Annotated in this window: 11 protein-coding genes; 10 read left to right on the top strand and 1 reads right to left on the bottom strand. The window is 65.0% G+C overall.

Annotated elements, in window-relative coordinates; all coding sequences use genetic code 11:
• Positions 1–100: 100 nt before the first annotated feature.
• Both L1069_RS14585 and L1069_RS14580 read left to right on the top strand, forming a co-directional pair.
• Positions 101–1138 (top strand): glycosyltransferase family 2 protein, encoded by a 1038-nt coding sequence (locus L1069_RS14585; protein WP_237456147.1) that lies wholly within the window; start codon positions 101–103, stop codon positions 1136–1138.
• Entirely contained in the window at positions 1135–2085 is a 951-nt protein-coding gene (locus tag L1069_RS14580; protein ID WP_237456146.1) for a glycosyltransferase, read from the top strand. Before L1069_RS14585 ends, L1069_RS14580 begins: the two co-directional genes overlap by 4 nt.
• A 126-nt stretch (positions 2086–2211) precedes the next feature.
• On the opposite strand, the gene L1069_RS14575 is transcribed toward L1069_RS14580, so the two are convergent.
• The gene (locus tag L1069_RS14575) at positions 2212–2964 is read right to left on the bottom strand and encodes a WecB/TagA/CpsF family glycosyltransferase (protein ID WP_237456180.1); all 753 of its coding nucleotides are present in this window, start codon (positions 2962–2964) and stop codon (positions 2212–2214) included.
• Between the two features lie 193 nt (positions 2965–3157).
• Between L1069_RS14575 and L1069_RS14570 the strand changes: the two genes are divergently transcribed.
• From L1069_RS14570 to L1069_RS14535, 8 genes are all read left to right on the top strand, one after another.
• Positions 3158–4621, top strand: coding sequence for a hypothetical protein (locus tag L1069_RS14570; protein WP_237456145.1), 1464 nt, complete (start codon positions 3158–3160; stop codon positions 4619–4621).
• 260 nt (positions 4622–4881) lie between these two features.
• Entirely contained in the window at positions 4882–11307 is a 6426-nt protein-coding gene (locus tag L1069_RS14565) for a type I polyketide synthase (protein WP_237456144.1), read from the top strand.
• 5 nt (positions 11308–11312) lie between these two features.
• A complete protein-coding gene (locus tag L1069_RS14560) occupies positions 11313–12329 on the top strand; it encodes a glycosyltransferase family 2 protein (protein WP_237456143.1) in 1017 nt (338 codons plus the stop codon).
• The gene (locus tag L1069_RS14555; protein ID WP_237456142.1) at positions 12326–16906 is read left to right on the top strand and encodes a MupA/Atu3671 family FMN-dependent luciferase-like monooxygenase; all 4581 of its coding nucleotides are present in this window, start codon (positions 12326–12328) and stop codon (positions 16904–16906) included. The genes L1069_RS14560 and L1069_RS14555 overlap by 4 nt, the downstream gene beginning before the upstream one ends.
• Complete coding sequence (locus L1069_RS14550) at positions 16903–17592, top strand: 4'-phosphopantetheinyl transferase superfamily protein (RefSeq protein WP_237456141.1); 690 nt, start codon at positions 16903–16905, stop codon at positions 17590–17592. Before L1069_RS14555 ends, L1069_RS14550 begins: the two co-directional genes overlap by 4 nt.
• On the top strand, positions 17589–18527 hold the full coding sequence (locus L1069_RS14545) for a hypothetical protein (protein ID WP_237456140.1): 939 nt from the start codon (positions 17589–17591) through the stop codon (positions 18525–18527). The genes L1069_RS14550 and L1069_RS14545 overlap by 4 nt, the downstream gene beginning before the upstream one ends.
• The gene (locus L1069_RS14540) at positions 18524–21049 is read left to right on the top strand and encodes a hypothetical protein (RefSeq protein ID WP_237456139.1); all 2526 of its coding nucleotides are present in this window, start codon (positions 18524–18526) and stop codon (positions 21047–21049) included. Before L1069_RS14545 ends, L1069_RS14540 begins: the two co-directional genes overlap by 4 nt.
• Positions 21046–21882 (top strand): glycosyltransferase, encoded by an 837-nt coding sequence (locus L1069_RS14535; protein ID WP_237456138.1) that lies wholly within the window; start codon positions 21046–21048, stop codon positions 21880–21882. The genes L1069_RS14540 and L1069_RS14535 overlap by 4 nt, the downstream gene beginning before the upstream one ends.
• Positions 21883–21967 lie beyond the last annotated feature (85 nt).

Below are 21967 nucleotides of genomic sequence, written 5' to 3'. Positions count from 1 at the left end.
GCCGCAATTGCAATTGAGCGCACCCGCAGTGCTTGCGGCCATCGGCGGAAGTCTGCACTTTGACAGGAAAATTCCAGGCAACCGCAACACGGAACGCATTGTGCAAAGAACATTCGTCCAAAGGCTGGCAGCCCGCAGCGGGCGCATAGCGCATGCCGCAAGGTTCCGCGCGTCGCTGCGCCATCTGCATGGGCCAGCCCGCCGCTTTGCCGCTGCGGATGAGGTGGTGCTGATCGCCCTGGTGCGCAACGGCGCCTTTTACCTTGATGTGTTCTTTGAGCATTACCGGAGGCTGGGCGTTTCGGCTTTTGTGTTCTTCGACAATGGCTCAACCGATGGCACGCTGAACCGCATCCGGCAGGAGCCGGACACGGCGGTGCTGCGCTCGCCCCTGCCCTGGCTGGAATACGAGAACACCTTCCGCGCATATGCCGCCAACCGCTATGGCCGGGACCGCTGGTGCCTGTTTGCCGATATGGACGAGCTGTTTGAATTCGAAGGCAGCCGCACCGCGGGGCTGGCCGGGCTGACCCGCTACCTGACACGGAAAAACTATACCGCCTTGCAGGCGCAAATGCTGGAGATGTTTCCCAAAGGCCCGCTGGCGGCAGCCTGCGGTCTCAGCTACGCCGAGGCTGTGGACGCCTTCCGCTATGCCGACATCAGTGCGGTGCGGGCGGTGGACTACGGGTCTAAGGACACGCGCCTGGCCTATTATCTGCGCCAGAACCGCCTGCCGCCGGGCGGCGCAAGGATGCTGTACGGCGGCGTGCGCGGCAAGGTTTTCGGCGAGAATTGCTGTCTAAGCAAGCACCCGCTGATCTTCAACGGGCCGGGCGTGCAAGCGGCAGTGCATCCGCATCTCTCTGCCGGTCTGCGGCTGGCGGATATGGACGGCTTGATCCGCCACTACAAATTTGCCGGCGACAGCCTGGCGCGCGACTTGCAATCCCAGGCCGAGGCCCGGTCCGAACATGGCGAGGACAGGCTGCGTTCCGGTGTTCTTCAGGCCCGGCCTGAGGTAAGCCTGTGGTCGGATGCAGCCCTGCAAAACGCCGGTATCGAAACCCTCCAGCAACGCGGGTTCCTGCGCCGGTCGGCTGACTACAGCGCCTTTCTGGCGGGCGGCAGCGCATGACCGCGCCCTCCGTCGCTGCAGTGGTCATTGGCCGCAACGAGGGCGAACGCCTGATCCGCTGCCTGCGCTCCTTGCAAGGCCAGGCGCAGCCGCTGATCTATGTGGACAGCGGCTCAAGCGACGGCTCGGCAGCTGCAGCCCGGGCGATTGGTGCCGAAGTTGTGGATCTGGACCTCAGCCGGCCCTTCACTGCGGCGCGTGCCCGCAATGCCGGGCTGGAAGTTTTGGATGGCAGAGCCGGCTACGTGCAGTTCGTGGACGGCGATTGCGAGGTGGACCCGGATTGGATCGCCACCGCAGCAGCGTTCCTGCGGGCGCATCCCCAGACGGCCGTGGTTTGCGGGCGGCGGCGGGAGCGGTTCCCCGATGTCTCGGTCTACAACCGGCTGTGCGATGCGGAATGGGACACCCCACTGGGCGAAGCCAAGGCCTGCGGCGGCGATGCGCTGATGCGGGTTGCGGCGGTGCGGGCGGTGGGCGGATACCGCGAAAGCCTGATCGCCGGGGAAGAGCCGGAACTGTGCCTGCGGTTGCGGCGGGACGGTTGGCGGATCTGGCGGATAGATGCGGAGATGACCCTGCATGACGCGCAGATGCAGCATTTTGGCCAGTGGTGGCGGCGCAGCCGCCGGGCCGGCCATGCTTTCGCCGAAGGCGCGGCCTTGCATGGGGCGGGACCGGAACGCCATTGGGCCGCCGAAACCCGCCGCGCGCTGTTCTGGGGCGCGGCACTGCCGGCGGGTATCATTCTGGCTGGTCTGATGAACCCGTTCTTGATGACTGCTATACTGATCTACCCGGCGCAATTTCTGCGCCTGGCCCGTCGCATGGGATACACGCAGGCGCTGTTTGCCGTCATCGGAAAATTCGCCGAAGCTGCTGGAGCTGTAGAGTTCTACTGGCGCCGCTTGCATGGCAGGGCTCGCGGCATTCTCGAGTATAAATAACGCCGGCCGGGGCTTTGCCCCTCTTGGCCTTGCGGCCAGAAGAATAAAGGATCCAGTTCTCATCTGCCCTTAAATGTCCCTGAGCACGCGGCATAATCCCGCCGAAAGACCGGGCATTGCCGCCCGTTACCGCGCCCGGATGCGCCAAGCCCTGAGCATCTGGCCAGGCAGGATCATCAGGCATTTGGCATAGCGCGGCAGCAGCCGCGCCGGGCTGGACAGCGCCCGCCACAGCCACTCCATCGCCACCGCCCGCACCCAGGCAGGCGCCCTTTTTTGATGACCGCCAAGGAAATCCAGCCCGGCTCCGACGGAGGCAAACCCCGTGCGCGGCGACATCCGGCGGCCGCGTTGGGCAAACCGTTCCTGCTTTGGCGCGCCCAGCGCCAGGAAGCACAATGCAATGCCGGTCCCTTCCAGGCGATGCAGGATTTGATCCGCTTCTGGCCCGTCCGGGTCGAACCGGCCTGATGGCGCATCGACCCAGGCGAGTTTCAGTCCCGGCACCTGTGCCAGCAAAGCGGCCTTGGCGTCCTGCAGCGCCGCATCCGTGCTGCCCACGAGGGCCACCGGAACCCCGGCCTCTGCCGCCAGGCGGCACAGCGGCAATACCATGTCCGAGCCGGGCATCAGCTCCACCGGGCGGCGGGCAAGCCGCGACAGCCAGACAACCGGACGCCCGTCTGCAACCACCAGATCCTGCGCCTGATAGGCCGCCAGAAAGCCCGGGGACTCTGCCATCTTGACCAGGTGGTCCAGATTTACCGTGGCCAGCGCAAACCCCTGCGAGGCCTTGAACCGGGCCCGGACCTCGGCCTCAAGCATGGAACGCGCCGGCATGGTCACCGCAACCCGGCGGCCGTGAAATTCGAAATACAATGCAGCCTCCAACGACAATGCCGTTTCCTCATACCGCCGGCACGGCGGCCAGGCCAGCAGACCCGCGTCCGCTGCGCCCTGAGCGTGGCAAAGCTGCACGCTGTTTACCTCTTCTTGCAAATCCGCGGGACAGGGACGTCCGCAACCGGTAAACTTTGACGCAAATCCGGGGAATTGAGGGGGCACGAAGGCTTTGCCCAACGCTTTGGCCTATCTGATGCTGCTGGCTTGGCCGCTGGCCAGCCTGATCCTGTTCCGGCGCCTGCCGCTGGAGCGGGCAATCCTGTGGTGCATCATCGCAGGCTATCTGCTGCTGCCGCCGCTGGCCGAGTTCGACCTGCCGCTGGTGCCGGATATGGACAAATTCGCCATTCCATCCGTGATGGCATTCCTGTTGTGCCTGCTGCTGCTGCGCAGGCCGGTGCCGCTGCTGCCGCGGCATCCGGCGGTGCGGGTTCTGGCGCTATTGTTTGTGTTCGGCGTTATTCCAACAGTGCTGACCAATGGCGAGCCGATCCTGTTCCGCAGGATCGCCAATTCCGATCCGATTGTCTTTCTGACCGATCAGCTGCCAGGACTGCGCTGGCGCGACCTGGGATCGGTGATCATCAACCAGATGATCGTGCTGATACCTTTTTTGCTGGCGCGGCGTTACCTCTCCACCCCCGAAGCGCAGCGCGAGCTGCTGCTGGCGCTGATGATCGGCGGGCTGGCCTATACCGTCCCGTCGCTGATTGAAATCCGGCTCAGCCCGCAGATGAACGTCTGGATATACGGCTTCTTCCAGCATGACTTCAGCCAGATGATCCGCCAGGGCGGCTTCCGCCCCATCGTATTCCTGCCCCATGCCCTGTGGCTGGCGTTTTTCATGCTGTCGGCGCTGCTGGCCGCTACGTCCCTGGCCCGCGCGGCCGCTTCCGGCCAAAGGCTTCGCCTGATCCTGGCGGCGGTATATCTGTTTGCCGTTCTGGTGCTGTGCAAGAGCCTCGCCGCGCTGGCCTATGCGCTGGCCTTCACGCCTGTGGTGGCGCTGGCGCCCCTGCGCTGGCAGCTGCGGGCGGCGCTGCTGCTGGCGCTGATCGCAGTGGTCTATCCGATGCTGCGCAACACCGGGCTGGTGCCGACGGAGGCGCTGGTGGCGCAGGCCGAGGCAATCAGCGCCGAGCGGGCGCAGTCGCTGAACTACCGGTTCGAGAACGAGACACAGCTGCTGGCGCGGGCGGCGGAGAAACCCTGGTTCGGCTGGGGCGGCTGGGGCCGCAACCTGGTGCGCCACGCCGAGACCGGGCAGATCCTGTCGATCCCGGACGGGCGCTGGATCATTGTGTTCGGCACCTTCGGCTGGCTGGGCTATATTGCCGAGATGGGCTTGCTGGCAGCGCCGCTGGTTCTGCTGGCACAAGCCGCGCGGCGCGCGCCGCAGGGCAGTGTCTCGCCGTTTGCCGCGCCGATTGCCCTCATCCTGGCCGCAACCATGGTGGATATGCTGCTCAACGCCACCCTGATCCCGATCACCTGGATGTGCGCCGGCTCGGTGCTGGGCTACGCCGAGCGGTTGCTCTACCCGAATCTGTTCAGCCGGAAACCAGCCCTGTTCGGCGGGGCGCAGGCGCTGATGCCTGACACCGCCGGGCCAGAGAAGCGAAGTATTCTGTGATGCCGCAATCTTTCCGCTTTTCAGGCCCAATTCAACACATTGCGTCCACAGGCTGGCCCTATGGATTGACGAAATTAAACTGAATAAATCCGGTTTGCAGCACAGATGGGGATCTGGTGCTGCCAGACCGGGACAACCCGCCGGGGAGAACTCCGGCACCAAAAACCAACCCGTCCGGCGGGCGCCTGCCAGCTCTGCAAAGCAGTCTGGCAACGTTGTGCCGGACTGTTTTTAAGGGGCCAGTGGGTCAGGTATTGGCGATGCAGGATGGGAAACCCGCAGCGGGGGGCGCTGCCGGAGATATAGCAATTGTCGGGTTGTCAGTGACAGTCCCCGGCGCAAATTCTGCTGACGCCTTCTGGCAGAACCTGCGCGACGGCATTGAATCGATTGAGGTTCTGGACCGCGACACCCTGCTGGCGGCTGGTGAACGGGCGTCTGTGCTGGCCGACCCGGACTATGTGCCTGCCGCAGCCCGGCTGCAGGGGTTTGATGAATTCGATGCCGAGTTCTTTGGCTTCAGCCCCAAGGAAGCCGCCATCCTCGACCCCCAGCACCGCAAATTCCTGGAAGTGGCCTGGGGAGCCATGGAGAACGCGGGCCACCCGCCCGAAAGCATCGCTGGCCCCATCGGCGTTTATGCAGGCTGCGGCATGGGCAGCTATTTCTATTTCAACATCTGCTCGAATCCGGCCCTAGTGGACGATGTCGGTATGTTCCTGCTGCGCCATACCGGCAACGACAAGGACTTCCTGTCGACCCGCGTCAGCCATGTGTTCGACCTGCACGGGCCCTCGGTCAACGTGCAGACCGCCTGCTCCACCTCGCTGGTTGCGGTGCATTACGCCTGCAAGGCCCTGCGCGAGGGCGAGTGCGATATGGCACTGGCCGGCGGTGTCACCATCGAGCTGCCGCAGGGCCGCGGCTACCTCTACAAGGAAAACGAAATCCTCAGCCCGGACGGCCACTGCCACGCCTTTGATCACCGGGCGCAAGGAACGGTTTTCGGCTCCGGCGCAGGCGCGGTGGCGCTGAGGCGGCTGGAGGATGCGATTGCCGATGGCGACCACATCTGGGCCGTCATCAAAGGCTCCGCCATCAATAACGACGGTGCGGACAAGGCCGGGTATCTGGCGCCCTCGGTCGGCGGCCAATCGGCAGCGGTGCAGGCCGCACTGCAGGCGGCAGGCACCCCGGCAGAGACCATTGATTACGTCGAATGCCATGGCACCGGCACCTATCTGGGCGACCCGATCGAGGTCACAGCCCTGACCGACGCCTACCGCGCCACCACCCAGGACAACGGTTTTTGCCGCATCGGCTCGGTCAAGACCAACATCGGCCATCTGGACACCGCCGCCGGTGTCGCCAGCCTGACCAAAACCGCGCTGGCGCTGCATCATCAGGAAATCCCGCCCTCGCTAGGGTTTGAGGCGCCGAACCCCGCAATAGATTTCGAGACGTCACCCTTCAAAGTCAACGCCGCCCTCACGCCATGGGAACCGCACAAGGGACCGCGCCGCGCCGGCATCAACTCACTGGGCGTCGGCGGCACCAATGCCCATGTGATCCTCGAGGAAGCGCCAGAGCGTGCAGCCTCGGAAGAAAGCGATTTTCCGTTCCAGATCCTCTGTGTTTCCGGCCAGTCCAAGGCCGCGCTGGATGCCAACACGCAGTCCCTTGCAGAGTACCTGAAGACAAACCCCGATGCCGATCTGGCCGACGTGGCCTATACGCTGAAGGAAGGCCGCCGCGGCTTAGCCAAACGCCGCGTGCTGGTGGCGGAAACCACCGCTGAAGCGATTGATATTCTGACAGAAAACGACCCGCGCAAGGTCTTCACCCATGACCGTCTCGGCGACACCCCCGAGGTGGTCTTCCTGTTTCCCGGCGGCGGCGCGCAATATGCCGGCATGGCCCGCGATCTGTACGAGACTGAACCGGTCTTTGCCGATTGGATGGACCGCGGGCTGGACCACCTGCAACAGAGCCTGGATTACGACATCCGCGCCATCTGGCTGCCCGAAGCGGGCGAAGAGGACGCGGCAAACGCCAGGCTGCAACAGCCCTCAGTGCAGCTGCCGCTGATCATGATCGTGGAATACGCGCTGGCGCAGCTGTGGATCAGCTGGGGCGTCAAACCCGCGGCACTTGCGGGCCATTCTATGGGCGAAAACACCGCCGCCTGCTTGGCCGGCGTTATGCGTTTCGAGGACTGCATTGATCTGGTCCTGCTGCGCGGACGGCTGTTTGATACCGTTCCCGCAGGCGGCATGCTGTCCATTGCCCTGCCGCTGGCCGAAGTTGAGGCGCTCATCGGCGATGATCTGGACATTGCCAGCGTCAACGCGCCCGCGCTTACCGCCGTTTCCGGCCCGCAAGAGGCGCTGGACCGGTTGTCCGCCGACCTGACCGCGCGCGAGGTCGACCACCAGCGCATCCAGATCGACATTGCCGCCCATTCGCGGATGCTGGACGGCATCCTGCAGCAGTATGGCGATTTCATCCGCTCGCTGACCCTGACGGCGCCGAACCTGCCGGTGATCTCCAACCGCACCGGCGCCGCCCTGACCGCCGAACAGGCCACCAGCGCCGATTACTGGGTTGGCCAGTTGCGCAACACCGTGCGCTATGCCGATTGCATTGAAACCCTCGCCAAGACCCCGAACCGTGTGTTCCTTGAGACCGGCCCCGGCAAGGCCCTCAGCGCGCTGGCGCAAATGTCGCCCGCGGTGCAACCGGGCCAGGTGCTCAGCTCGCTGCGCCACCCGGATCAGGACGTGATGGATGACAGTTACTTCTTCGGCGTCATCGGCCGGCTTTGGGCTTGCGGGGTTGAGGCAGATTGGCAGCAGATCTGGGGCGAAGCGCGGCGCAACCGCCTGCCCCTGCCCGGTTACGCCTTTCAGCGCAGCCGCTATTTCATCGAACCCGGCAAACCTGCCGTGGAAGAAGACACGACCCCCGCCCGGCGCGAAGATCTGGCCGATTGGGGCTACCGCCCTGCCTGGCGGCCCAGGTTCGCCGATTGCACCCTGGACGTGGAACATGAACTGGACCAGGCACCGCACACCTGGCTGATTTTCGAGGATGAAACAGGCCACGCGGCCCGCGCCGCAGACCGGCTGCAGGCCGCAGGCCACAGCGTCACCCGCGTCCGCGCCGGCGACACTTACGCGCAGCTGTCCCCGGTCTCATACATCCTGCCGCCGGAACAGGGCCGCGCCGCCTATTGCGCATTGCTGGCAGACTTGGCAGGCGCCGGGCTGCTGCCGGACCGCATCGCCCATTTCTGGCTGGTGACCGGTGAAGAAACCTATCGCCCCGGCTCTTCCTTCTTTGACCGCAATCTGGAGATGGGCTTTCACTCCCTCACTGCACTGGCGCAGGAACTGGGCAATGCCGATCTGCCCGGCCCGCTGCATATCAGCGTCTTCACCACTGGCGCAGCACAGGTCCGCAGCGAAGCACTGCCCTATCCCGAAAAGGCGATGATCGCGGGGCCGCTGGGGGTGATCCCGCGTGAGCTGCCCGGCATCACCTGCGCCGCCATCGACATCGAACTGCCAAAGCCGCCCAAGGCGCTGTTTACGCGCCGCAAACCGGCACAAGCAGACATCACCCCGCGCCTGCTGGAAGAGCTGATGGCGGACCCCGCAAACACCTCTGCCGCCTGGCGCGGTGAAAAGCGGCTAGAACTCACGTGGCGCCCGCTGCCGCTGCCCGCGCCGGAAACGCCGCCCTTTAAACAGGGCGGCCACTATCTGATAACCGGCGGCTATGGCGGTATCGGCCTGACCGTCGCGGGCCATCTGATGCGCGAATACGGCGCCAAAATCTCACTGATCTCCCGCGAAGGACTGCCCCCGCGCGCCGCCTGGGAGCGCTACTTGCGCAGCCACAGCCCGGCCAACCGCACCGCTTTGCGCATCCGCGCGGTAATGGCGCTTGAGGAGACCGGCAAAGGCCGGATCCTGCCGCTGGCCGCCGACGTCTGCAACAGCGGTGAGCTGCGCCGCGCCCGCGCGCAAGGCGAAGCTGCCTTTGGTCCCATCACCGGCGTGATCCACGGCGCCGGTGTCATCGATGACGGCCCGCTGCTGGCCAAAGACGAGAACCAGATCGCCCAGGTGCTGGCCCCCAAGGTCAGCGGACTGCGGGCGCTTGATGCGGTCTTCCCCGATGGCAGCCTGGAGCTGATGGTGCTGTTTTCCTCCTCCTCCGCCGTGACCCGGCCTGCGGGCCAAGTGGATTACATTGCCGCCAATGAATTCCTCAACGCCTGGGCCAAGCACCGCACCGGCGGCCTCACCCGTGTGATGGCAGTGGATTGGGGTGTCTGGTCCGATACCGGCATGGCCGCCGACGCCATGGCCAGCCGCAACGGCGCCACCGCCGCCGGCACGATGGCCCCCTGTCCCCAGCCGCTGTTACAGCAATGCGGCTATGACACGGCCGGCAACCGCATCTTCACACCGCGTTTTGAAACCGCGGATTGGCTTCTGGACGAACACCGGACCGCCGATGGAACCGCCCTGGTGCCCGGCACCGGCTACATCGAAATGGCGGCAGAGGCGCTGGCAGAAACCGGTTTTGAAGGGCCAGTCGAAATCCGCGACCTCTACTTCATGCGCCCTCTGGTTGCAAAAAGTGAAGCCCCGGCAAAGCTTGCGGTAAAACTCGAAGCTAATGAAAATGGTTATGAACTGTTTGTTTACTCGGCATGTACAAATGGTTACTCTCTAAATTGTCAGGCTATGCTGGCCTCAGCGGCGGCGGCAGAATGCCCCGCCGCACTCAACCTCCAGAATATTTTCACCCGTTGCCCGGAGGAGCAGGCGCCAATCGACGGGCGCTTGCGCTCCGCGCAGGAGGCGCATCTGCGCTTTGGTCCGCGCTGGCATGTGCTAAGGCGCGCGGCACTGGGCAATGGCGAGGGCCTCGCCACTCTCTCACTCCCGGACATCGCGGCGCAGGACGGCTGTCTGCTGCATCCCGGCCTGCTGGACCTGGCCACCGGCTGGGCGATTGGCCTGATCCCCGGATACGACGCCAGCGCGCTTTGGGTGCCGGTGTCCTACCACCTGATCCGGGTTTTCGCACCGCTCACCTCCAGCATCTGCAGCCATGTGCGGCTGACGGATGCGCCGGATGGCTGCTCTGCCGGTTTTGACGTCACCCTGACAGATCCGCACGGCACTGTTCTGGTCCGGATCGAAGGTTTCCGGATGCAGCGCCTGACCGGCGGATTCGACGCCGCAGCAGCCGAAGGGCAAGCCGACGCCACCGCCGCTGAGCTGGGCCTGGAACCTGCCGCCGGCACGCAGCCTCTGTCTCCCGAGGAACGGCGCCTGCAGCTGAACATCTCCAACGGCATCAAAGCCGCTGAAGGCGGCGAGGCGCTGGCCCGCGCCCTCGCCACCGGCCTGCCGCAGGTGGTGGTCTCCTCGCTGGACCTGCCCGCTTTGATCGCACAGGCAGGGCAGACTGCCGCCGCGGAGGACACCCAGACGTTCGAGCGCCCGCAACTGGATACTGACTACGTCGCCCCCCGCAACCCGGTAGAGGAGGAACTGGCCGGCCTCTTTGCCGCGCTCCTTGGGGTGTCGCAAGTGGGGATCGAGGACAGTTTCTTTGACCTTGGCGGCCACTCGCTGATTGCGGTGCGGCTGTTTGCCCAGGTCAAACGCGGCTTTGGTGTGGAATTCCCCCTGTCGGTGCTGTTTGAGGCCCCCAGCGTCGCCGCGCTGGCAGAACGGATCATAGACCGCACCGGCGGCGGTATTGCTGCGGAACCAGGGAAACCCGCCGCAGCTGCAGAGGACACACCATCCTTCACCCATCTGGTGCCGCTGCATCCGGGCGACGGCACCGGACGGCGGCCGTTCTTTCTGGTGGCAGGCATGTTCGGCAATGTGCTGAATCTGCGCCAACTGGCCCTGCTCGTGGGTAAGGACCGCCCGGTCTATGGCCTGCAGGCCAAGGGGCTGGTCGGCAATGACGACCCGCACTCCCGGATCGAGGACGCAGCCCGAAGCTGCCTGGATGAAATCCGCCGGATCCAGCCCGAGGGTCCCTATCTTCTGGGCGGCTTTTCCGGCGGCGGTATCACCGCCTATGAGATGGCGCAGCAGCTGAAGGATCAGGGCCAGGAAACCGCCGCGCTGGTCCTGCTGGACACGCCCCTGCCCATGCGCCCGCCGCTCAGCCGCCGCGACAAGGCACTGATCAAACTGGCAGAACTGCGCAGCAAAGGGGCCGGCTACATTGGCGAATGGGCCAGAAACCGCATCGCCTGGGAGGTTGAAAAACGCCGCGCCGCTCCGGTCGAGAGCGGCGCCCTGCCCGAATTCAACAACCGCAAGATTGAGCTGGCCTTCCGCACCGCCGTTGAAACTTACGCCCTGCGCCCCTGGACCGGCCCCCTCACGCTGTTCCGCCCGCCGCTGGACCGCAATTGGCAGGTCAGCGGCGGCAACTGGGTCAGCACTGCGCGCGAATATGTGTTTGATGACAACAACTGGACCCGCTGGGCCGCGCAGACAGAGGTGGCCGAAGTGCCGGGCGACCACGACAGCATGGTGCTGGTGCCGAATGTCAGCGTGCTGGCCGCAGGCGTCAAAGCCCGGCTCGACGCTGCCGATGCGGCGGCAGGCCGGCCCCGCTATGCCACGGCCGCGGAGTGACGCCGATGAACCCGCAGCGCATTCTCACCATCCTCCTCAACTACCGCACCCCTGAGATGACCCTGCAGGCCGCCGAGGCCGCCCTGCGCGAAATGGAGGACCTGCCGGGCGAACTGCTGATCATCGACAATGGATCCGGCGACGGCTCCTATGATCAGATCCGCGCCGAAGCAGACAAACGCGGCTGGCTCGGCAGCGGACGGTTGCGGGTGATCGCCTCGCCTGTGAACGGCGGCTTTGGCGCGGGCATGAACCTGGGGCTGAAGACCGGCCTCTCCGACGGCAGCGCGCCGGAATTCTACTACTTGCTGAACTCCGACGCCTTTGTGCAGGGCAGCACCATCGGCACCCTGCGCGACTTCCTGCTGGAACGTCCCGGCGCCGGGCTGGCCGGCTCTTTTGTGCGCGGCACCGACGGCGTGCCGCACCGCACCGCCTTCCGTTTCCCCTCCATCGCCGGAGAATTCGAGGCCAGCGTGCGCACCGGCATTTTCACCCGGCTGCTGAAACCCTGGGTGGTTGCGATGGAGATGCCGCAGGACGAAGTGCAGGTCGACTGGACCGCCGGCGCCAGCCTGATGATCCGCCGCGAAGTCATCAAGGCCGTTGGCGGCTTTGACGAGACCTTCTTTCTGTATTTTGAGGAAACCGACCTCTGCCGCCGTGCCGCCCGTGCGGGCTGGCGCACCCACTATGTGCCAACGAGCGAAATCGCCCACGTGGGGTCGGCGTCCACCGGGATGAAAGCCTGGCAGCGCACGCCGCAATACTGGTTTGACTCGCGCCGCCATTACTTTGTGAAACACCACGGGCATGCCTATGCCACCGCCGCCACCTTGGCACGTATCACGGGCAGCCTGATCTATGGCCTGCGCCGCCTGATCTCGGATAAACCACAGGCGGATCCGCCGCATTTCCTGCGCGATCTGGTCCTGTACAGCCTGCGTGCGGTATTTGCGCCGCAGCCAAAACCATCACCAAAAACGCGCGCCCCCTCTCCGATTGCAAAGGAGCAGAAATGACGTCCTTCACATGTGCCCTGATTGGCAATGAATCCCTTCTGATCGGCTGTGCCGAGGCACTGCTGGCACGCGGCCACCAGATCCGGGCCGTGGTGTCGCAAGACCCCGATATCCGCAGCTGGGCCGATGGCAAGGGCCTGCCCCTGCTGGACACCCAGCAGCAGCTGCAGCTGCAAGGCGGCTTCGACTGGCTGCTGTCAATTGCCAACCTGACAGTGATCCCTGATGAGGTTCTGGCACTGGCCGCCAAAGGCGCGGTGAACTTCCACGACGGCCCCCTGCCCCATTACGCGGGCCTCAACACCCCGAATTGGGCGCTGATCAATGGCGAAACACAGCATGGCATCACCTGGCACCTGATGACCAGCGGTGTCGATGAGGGCGACATCCTGGCCCGGCGGCTGTTCGATGTAGCGGCGGATGAAACTGCGTTCAGCCTGAACTCCAAATGCTACGCCGCCGCGATGGACAGCTTTGACGAGGTGATGGCGCAGCTGGAAACCGGCGAGTTGAACCGCCAGCCGCAGGACCTGAGCCAGCGCCGCGTGTTTGCCAGATCCGACCGCCCCGCCGCAGGGGGACTGCTGGACGTCTCCCGCCCCGCCGCCGAACTGGCGCGGCTGGTCCGTGCCTTGGACACCGGCGGATACTGGAACCCGCTGTGCGCCGCCAAATTGCGGATTGGCGGGCAGGTCGCTCTCACTGGGGCCGCGGAAACAGCAGAAGGCTCCGGCGCCCCCGGCACAGTGCTTGACGTCCGCAAAGACAGCGTGACAATCGCCACCGCGGACGGCGCGCTGATGCTGTCGCGGCTGACCACGCCGGCAGGCAAACCGCTGGACGTATCCGGGCTGGTCAAAGCCGGCGATTTGCTGCCGGCGCTGACCGCGGAAGACGCCGGGTCCCTCACTGCACAGATGGCCTCCGTGCAGGGTGGCGAAAGCCACTGGCGCAAGGCGCTTGCCGCGATGCAGCCGGTCCAGGTACCGCTTGCAACAGATACCGGCAGCGCAGGGGTAACCCGCCGGAAGATCGCCATGCCTGCCGCCCTCAGCGAAGAACAGGCCGCCGCCGGGGTGCTGGCCTGGGCCTTGCTCAGCAGCGGCGAGAAATCCGCTGATGTGGCGCTGTCCATCGCCGGTATGAACGCGGTTCCTGGGCTGATCTCCGATTGGGTTCCGCTGCAGGCGCGGCGGGAACAAACCGTGTCCGATCTCAAAGCGAAAGCAATTCAGGGCATTGAAAAAGCGCGTAAATACGGCGGCTTTGCCGAGGATTTGGCCGCGCGGGCACCCGAGATTCCGGCGTTCTCTCAACCAGCCATAGGCCTGTCTCTGGACAGGGACGGCCCGGTTTCAGGCTGCGCCGCCACCGTCGCTTTCTGCGATGGCGCACTGGCGCTGCACACGGACGCCCAGCTGGACGAACAGGCCGCAGAATTGCTGGCCGCGCGGCTGGCTCTGGTGCTGGGCGCCCTGGCCGGTGATGCGGACCTAGCGGTCGCAGACCTCCCCATCCTGCCCGAAGCCGAGCGCAAGCTGCTGCTGGAGGATTGGAATCAGACCGCCGCGGACTATCCCGCAGATCTGACCATTCACGCCGCTTTCGAGGCCCAGGCCGCCAGCACCCCTGACGCCGCTGCACTGGTGTTCGAGAACCAAAGCTTCACTTGCGCCGAGGTCAACGCCCGCGCCAATGCCGTGGCCCGGCGCCTGCGTGAAATGGGCGTGAAACCTGGAGTTCATGTAGGCATCCATATCCGCCGCGCACCCGAGCTGGTGTTTGCCGCCTTGGGCGTGATGAAGGCCGGCGGCGCCTATGTGCCGCTCGACCCGGCCTATCCTGCGGACCGGATTGCCCATTACATCAGCGACAGCCGGGCGCAGGTGATCGTGACACAATCCGCACTGGCCGGCGCCCTGCCCGCCTCCGGGGCGCAGGTGCTGGAAATGGAAACCGTCCCCGCGGGGACAGCCAACGATAACATCAATGGCGGCGCCACGGGCAGCGATCCGGCCTATCTGATCTACACCTCCGGCTCGACCGGTCTGCCCAAGGGGGTGATGGTCACCCACGCCAATGTCTCGAACGTCTTCACCGGCATGGATCAGCGCATCCCGCATCAGCCCGGCGATGCCTGGCTGGCGGTCACCAGCCTTAGCTTTGACATCTCGGTGCTGGAGCTGTTCTGGACCCTGACGCGCGGGCTGAAGCTGGTCTTGTCCAGCGATGAAAGCCGGCTGGAGCTGTCCAAAGGCCCGGTTGCGAAATCAGACCGCAGAATGGATTTCAACCTGTTCTACTGGGGCAATGACGATGGGCCGGGGCCGCAGAAATACCATCTGCTGCTTGAAGGCGCCAAGTTTGCCGATAGCCACGGTTTCAACGCGGTCTGGACGCCGGAACGGCATTTCCACGCTTTTGGCGGCCCCTATCCGAACCCGTCGGTAACAGGTGCTGCCGTTGCGGCGGTGACGCAGAACATCGGCGTGCGGGCCGGCTCTTGCGTGGCACCCTTGCACCATTGTGCGCGGATTGCCGAGGAATGGGCGGTGATCGACAACCTGACAGCAGGCCGCGCCGGGATCGGTTTTGCCTCAGGCTGGCAACCGGATGATTTCATCCTGCGGCCGGAAAATACGCCGCCTGCAAATAAACCTGCCTTGTTTGAGAGCATTGAAACCGTGCGCAAACTCTGGCGCGGCGAGGAGGTTGCCTTTGCCCGCAAAGACGGCAGCGATCACGCCGTTGTCACCCAGCCCCGTCCCGTCTCAGCCGAACTGCCGGTCTGGGTCACGACTGCTGGCAACCCGGAAACCTGGCGCGAGGCCGGGGCGATCGGGGCAAATGTGCTGACCCATCTCTTGGGCCAAAGCATCGACGAGGTCGCGGGCAAAATCCGTATATATCATGACGCTTTGCGCAAAGCCGGCCATGACCCTGCGGATTTCAAGGTTACCCTGATGCTGCACAGCTATCTGGCAGCGACCCGCGAGGAAGCCCGCCAAGTGGCGCGCGAGCCGATGAAGGACTACCTGCGCTCGGCCGCCGGGCTGATCAAGCAATACGCCTGGGCCTTCCCGGCGTTCAAGAAGCCCGAAGGTGTCAAAAACCCGTTTGAGATGGATCTGGGGTCGCTGTCTGAGGAGGAGTTGGAAGCGATCCTCGACTTCGCCTTTGAACGGTATTTTGAGGACTCGGGCCTGTTCGGCACCATTCGGGATGCCTGCCAGCGGGTCGAGCAACTGAAACACATCGGCGTGGATGAGATCGCCTGCCTGATCGACTATGGCATCGCGCCGGACGTGGTGCTGGAGGGGCTGAAACCCTTGGCCGAAGTGCTGCGCCTGTCCAACGCCCCGCAGGAACTGGCGGCGGATGACTTCTCTTTGGCTGCACAGATCGTGCGCCATGGGGTCAGCCACATGCAGTGCACCCCGTCGATGGCCCGGATGATTGCCGCGGATGAAGACGCCAGCGCCTGTTTGGCACAATTGCAGCATCTGCTGGTGGGGGGCGAGGCGCTGCCCGGGGATCTGGTGCAGGCGCTGCGCGAGGCTACCCCCGCCGGAATCCACAACATGTACGGCCCGACCGAGACGACGATCTGGTCGACAGTGGAGAAAGTCACGGCTGTCCCGGCGGGGACAACAGGGATCGGCACGCCGATTGCCAACACGCAGGTTTACGTTCTGGACGAAAAACAGATGCCTGTCCCCGCGGGGACAGCCGGGGAAATGTACATCGGCGGCGCGGGTGTCACGGCGGGTTACTGGCAACGGCAAGAGCTGACTGCTGAACGGTTCGTAAACACAGCGTTCGCTGATACCCCCCTTTACCGCACCGGGGATCTGGTGCGCTGGACAGCCGGCGGCACGCTGGCCTTTCTGGGCCGCACCGACCATCAGGTTAAGATCCGCGGCCAGCGGATTGAGCTGGGCGAGATCGAAGCCGCGATGGCCGCCTTCCCCGGTGTGACGGGGGCTGTGGTTGTGCCGCGCGGCGAAAGCGGCGCCGGGCAATTGGTAGGTTATGTCACCGCCGCTGCACCTGTTGACGAGAGCCTTGTGAAACAAGCCTTGGCGGCCAGACTGGCCGAGGCGATGGTGCCTGCGCGGATCGTCACGCTGGAGGCCTTCCCGCTGACACCAAACAAGAAAATCGACCGCAAGGCACTGCCTGATCCGCAGCCGGCACGGGCCGAAGCCCCTGCGGCTGTTGCGCTGGATGCAGGCGCGCAAGCCAGGATCGCAACCGTCTGGAGCCGCATTCTGGGAATCAGCGGCATCGGCGCACAGGACAATTTCTTTGCGCTTGGCGGCCATTCGCTGCTGGCGGTGCAGGCGCACCGGGAATTGCGCACCGAACTGGGCGAGGCACTGGGGACTGCCAGCCTGTCGATCACGGATATCTTCCGCTTCCCGACGCTTGCGGGGCTGGCGGCCCATATCGAAGGGCTTGCAGGCACACCTGCAAATGCGGAACAACAGCCGCAGGACAGCGAAGGGCCCGACCGCGCCGGCACCATGTCGAAACGGCGGGCCATGCGTGCAAACCGCAAAGCAAGGACCGGATGACAGAGGCCGAAAACAAACTGGCAAAGCGGCTGGCATTGGTCCGGCCGCTTTTTGCCGCCGATGTGGCGCTGGCCGGGGCAGATCCGCTGGGCGCCCCGCCCGCACCGCTGGCAGAGGAAGCCGCGGGGCTGTCGCCGAACGCGGTGATCAAACGGCGCACCGAATTTGCCGCTGGACGCAGTGCCGCGCATCAGGCGATGCGGCAGCTTGGGCTGACGCCTGCACCTGTGCCCGTGGGCCGCGACCGGGCGCCGGTCTGGCCCAAGGGGCTGGTCGGCTCGATCACCCATACCAAAAGCTGCGCCATGGCCGTGCTGGCCCATGAGGGCGACGTTCAGGGTCTGGGGATCGACGTGGAAGAGGACACGCCGCTGAAGGACGAACTGCTGCCTGCAATCTGCTCGGAGCGGGAACAGGCCTGGCTGAAACGGCAGGACAACCCCGGGCAGATGGCCAAGATGATCTTTTCCGCCAAGGAAGCGGCCTACAAATGCCAATACACGCTGAGCCGGGCTTTTTATGGCTTTGACGGGATGGAGCTGGAGTTTGATCTGGCGGCAGCTGCGTACCGGGCCGTGTTTACCGCTGACCGGCCGCCTTTTGTACGCGGAGAAGCTGTCAGCGGGCGCTTTGCAATTGGTGCCGGCCTGATCATCACCACGGCGGAAATCCGGGGGCGCGGATGATGGGGCGGCGCGGATTTCTGGTTTTCGGCGCGCTGAGTGCAGCGCTGGGGCTGATGGGGTTTGCAACACGCAGCCGCGGCGTGCCGGTTCCACCGCCGCTGGCGCCGCCTGAGGCACCCTTGAAGGTTTTCCATCTGGGTCATTCGCTGGTCGGGTCTGACATGCCGCATATGCTGGCGCAGCTGGCGCCTGCGGGGCATGGGTTCAACAGCCAGCTGGGCTCGGGCACATCGCTGCGGGCGCATTGGGAGCCGGGGGAAGATATCCTCGATTTTGAGACCGCCAATCAGCCGCCCGCTTACCGGGACGCGCGGGAGGCCGTCAAATCCGGTGAATACGGTGCCTTGGTGCTGACCGAGATGGTCGAGCTGCGCGACGCCCTCCGCTATTTCAGCGCCGCCGAATACTTGACGAATTGGGCAGGGCTTGTCCGGCAAGCCTCGCCTGGCACACGTATGTATCTCTATGAGACCTGGCACAGGCTGGACGACCCGGACGGCTGGCTGGAACGGATCGACGGCGATCTTGAGGCGCTGTGGGTGGGCAAACTGCTGGGTCCGGACAGCCGCAGCAACCCGCAGCACCCGGTCTATCTGATCCCCGGCGGGCAGGTACTGGCGGCACTGGCGCGGGCGGCGGAGGCCAGAGGGATCCCTGGCCTGGCTTCACGTGAATCGCTGTTTGCCCGCACGCCCGCGGGGGAATTGGACACGATACATGTCAATGATCTGGGCGCCTATGCGGTTGCGCTGACCCACTATGCGGTGCTGTACCAGCGCTCGCCCCTGGGGCTGCCGCATCAGCTGACCCGCGCCGATGGCAGCCCGGCGCAGGCGTTTTCGGCTGAGGCCGCCGCCAAAGTGCAGCAGATCGTCTGGGACGTGGTGCGCGCCCTGCCCCGTACAGGTATCGCCACCGGGGGAGCACCGTCATGAAGCTGGAGGCGCTGATTACCTCCGTGGTCATGATCGGCCATTCGCTGTTCGGGCCGGACAACCCGCAGATGCTGGACCAGCTTTTGAATGCGCGCGGGCAGGCCACGGTCGAGGCGCAGATCATCAATGGCGCGCCGCTGAGCTATAACTGGCAGCACAGCAGCACCGCCGAAGGGGTTGATTCACGTGAAAGGCTGCGCCGCCCGGCGGATGCGGTGATTGCGACCGAAGCCATTCCGCTGGCCAATCACCTGAAGTGGAGCGATACCGAAGGCGCTGTCACCCAATTCTACCAGCTGGCGCGGGCCGCGAACCCGGATGTGGACTTTTACCTGCAGGAAACCTGGCACAGTCTGGACAGCGGCACCGGCGCCGAGGTGCCCTTTGACAAGGGTGCCGATATTCCCTGGCGCGAGAGGATCAGCCAGGACCTGCCGCGCTGGCAAGCGGTAGTAGATGAGGTCAACACAGCCACCAGCGGCACCGTGAAACTGCTGCCTGCGGGGCAGGCCATGGCGCGGCTGGAGGATGCAATTCTGGCCGGCACCATGCCCGGCCTCAGCAGCATCCGCGATGTGTTTGCCGATGACATCCATCCCAATGCCACTGGTTTCTATTTCCTGGCGCTTCTGCAATTTGCGGTGCTGACCGGGCAGGACCCGGCTGGCCTGCCGCATCAGCTGAGCGACCGCTGGGGAAAGCCCTATCCCGCGCCGCCGCCGGACCTGGCGGCACGGCTGCAGGACATTGCCTGGGCTGCGGCTCAAGGAACCGATGTGCGCACCGCCGCTTTGCCTCCCGGCCCTATTGCCATACCGCGGGAGCCTGCCCTGCCTGCGCTCAACTCGGTGATGGCCGCTGACAGGGCTGACAGGACCGCACCGATGGCCAGCCCCAACCGGCAACCCGTCGCCATCAACCTGGCAGCCATTGCCGACTGGAGCACCCAGGCGCCGTTTCTGGATCATTTTAAAACTGCGCGCCCCTGGATCGGGCATCTTCCGAAACGCTGGGGCGGTGCGGACCACCAGGATCTGCTGGCCGCCGGGTATCTGGACCCGGAGGGCTGGCCCACTGCTATCCCGCCTGAGCTGACATCAATCGGCACGGTGATCCTGACCGATCTGCCTGCACAAGCTGTCTCGCTGACGGGCCGCTATGTGCTGCGGTTCGACGGTCAGGGCATTGTCGAGGTTGCCGGCCGGGCTGAGAATGTGCGCTACGGCAAGGGCGAAGTGCGGTTCGACTATGCCCCCGGCCCCGGTCCGGTGGAAATCCGCATCCAGCGGACAGGACGGCGCGGCGGCAGCGGCGATGACTATGTGCGCAACATCCGGGTGGTGAAGGAAGAGCACCTGGAGGCCTATGAGCAAGGCGAGCTGTTCAACCCGCTGTGGCTGGACCGGCTGGACGGGTTTGCCGCGCTGCGGTTCATGGATTGGATGGCCGCCAATGATTCAGAGCAAACCGGCTGGGAGGACCGGCCGCGGGTTCCTGAATACACTTGGGCGCTGAAGGGGGTTCCGGCCGAGATCATGCTGGCGCTGGCCAACACGCTGGGGGCCGATCCCTGGTTCACCATGCCGCATATGGCGGATGACACTTATGTCCGGCAGTTTGCACGGACAGCAGAGCGCGGCTTGGATGAGGATCTGCGCGCCTATGTGGAGTATTCCAACGAGGTCTGGAACTGGCAGTTCCAGCAGGCGGCCTGGGCTGATGCGCAGGCGCAGGCACGCTGGGGCGGCGATGGGTTGTGGATGCAGTTCTACGGCGGCCGTGCCGCCGAGATTGCGCAAATCTGGACGCAGATTTTCGGTGCTGACAGCAAGCGTCTGGTGCGGGTGATCTCCTCGCAGACCGGCTGGCTGGGATTGGAAGAGCAGGTTCTGACGGCGCCGCTGTGGAAGGCGGAACAGGCGGGGCGCCAAGCGCCTGCTGCCTATTTCGATGCCTATGCGGTAACGGGGTACTTCGGCGGCATCCTTGGCATCCCGGAACGCGCCGGGCACGTCCGCGCCTGGATCGCCGACAGCCGGGAGCAGGCCCGGGCGGTGGCGGCGGAACGCGGGCTTTCTGGCCCGGCGGCAAGCACATTTGCTAAGGAACATCAATATGATGCAGCCTCTGCCCAGGCCGGAGCGGAGTTGCGCGACGGGCTGATCTCGGGGGACGGCACCGATACATTGACCGATTTGCTGGGGCGTGTGCTGCCCTATCATGCCCAGGTTGCGCAGAAACACGGGCTGGAGCTGATCATGTATGAGGGCGGCAGCCATGTGGTCGGTATCGGCCCATTGGTGGAGGATGAGACACTGACCGGGTTCTTCACCCATTTCAACTATACGCCCGAGATGGGCAGGCTGTACCAGGAACTTCTGACAGGCTGGAGCACCCTTGGCGGGGGCCTGTTCACCGCCTATGCCGATGTTGGCGTGCCTGGAAAGTGGGGGAGCTGGGGCGCCTTGCGGGTGCTGAGCGACGAAAACCCGCGCTGGAACGCGTTGGAGGCCGTGAAGTGACCAGAGGTGTTTCGGTCCTGATCCCGGCCCATGATGAAGCGGAGTATATCGCGGGGTGCCTGCAAGCGGTTTTTGCCTCGGATCCGCTGCCTGCGGGCATGGCCGCTGAGGTTCTGGTGCTGGCAAATGGCTGCCGCGATGAAACGGCCGCGCTGGCGCGGGTTCAGCAGCCTCCCGCAGGCTGGGATCTGCGGGTTCTGGAATTGCCGGAGGGCGGCAAGCTTGGCGCGCTGAATGCCGGCGATGCGGCAGCCCGCGGCGGTATCCTGATCTATCTGGATGCGGATGTTGCAGTCAGCCCGGCGCTGATCCCGCAACTTGCTGCAGCACTGCCGCAGGACGTGCCGCGTTATGCCAGCGGCTGCCCGCAAGTGGCACTGGCGCGCAGTGCGTTGACCCGCGCCTATGCACGACTCTGGACCCGGCTGCCGTTTGTCACCGGCGGCGTGCCCGGATTTGGTGTCTTCGCCATGACCTGCGCGGGACGGCAGCGCTGGGGGGACTGGCCGGATATCATCGCCGATGACATTTTTGCCCGGCTGAATTTTGCACCGTCTGAGCGGGTGAAAGTGCCTGCGGTTTACAGCTGGCCGATGGTGGAGGGTTTCCGCAATCTGGTCCGGGTGCGGCGGCGGCAAAACGCAGGCGTGGCTGAGGTGGCAAGCAAATTCCCAGGCCTGCTGCAGAACGAGGACAAAATCCCGCCAAGCGTCGGCGCCGTGCTGAAGCTGCTGCTGTCGGATCCAGTCGGTTTTGCGGTCTATGCGATGGTCGGCCTGGCCACAAAAACACCGCTGTTTGCGTCCCGCAGCCGCTGGACCCGCGGCCGCTGAGGCCTGGGGTTTGCTGCTGATCTGTCCCGGTGGTGCTCCCGCGCCCGCAGGGTGCCCTGGCTGCGCCAGCGTACCCTTGGCTGCC

It is taken from the genome of Leisingera sp. MMG026 (genome assembly GCF_021654205.1).
Lineage (GTDB): Bacteria > Pseudomonadota > Alphaproteobacteria > Rhodobacterales > Rhodobacteraceae > Leisingera.
This window is presented reverse-complemented; position numbering and strand designations above follow the sequence as displayed.

Coding starts and splice junctions, on each gene's coding strand:
- L1069_RS14540 (WP_237456139.1), top strand. CDS start 18,524: ATGAAGCTGGAGGCGCTGATTACCTCCGTGGTCATGATCGGCCATTCG.
- L1069_RS14555 (WP_237456142.1), top strand. CDS start 12,326: ATGACGTCCTTCACATGTGCCCTGATTGGCAATGAATCCCTTCTGATC.
- L1069_RS14545 (WP_237456140.1), top strand. CDS start 17,589: ATGATGGGGCGGCGCGGATTTCTGGTTTTCGGCGCGCTGAGTGCAGCG.
- L1069_RS14565 (WP_237456144.1), top strand. CDS start 4,882: ATGCAGGATGGGAAACCCGCAGCGGGGGGCGCTGCCGGAGATATAGCA.
- L1069_RS14580 (WP_237456146.1), top strand. CDS start 1,135: ATGACCGCGCCCTCCGTCGCTGCAGTGGTCATTGGCCGCAACGAGGGC.
- L1069_RS14550 (WP_237456141.1), top strand. CDS start 16,903: ATGACAGAGGCCGAAAACAAACTGGCAAAGCGGCTGGCATTGGTCCGG.
- L1069_RS14560 (WP_237456143.1), top strand. CDS start 11,313: ATGAACCCGCAGCGCATTCTCACCATCCTCCTCAACTACCGCACCCCT.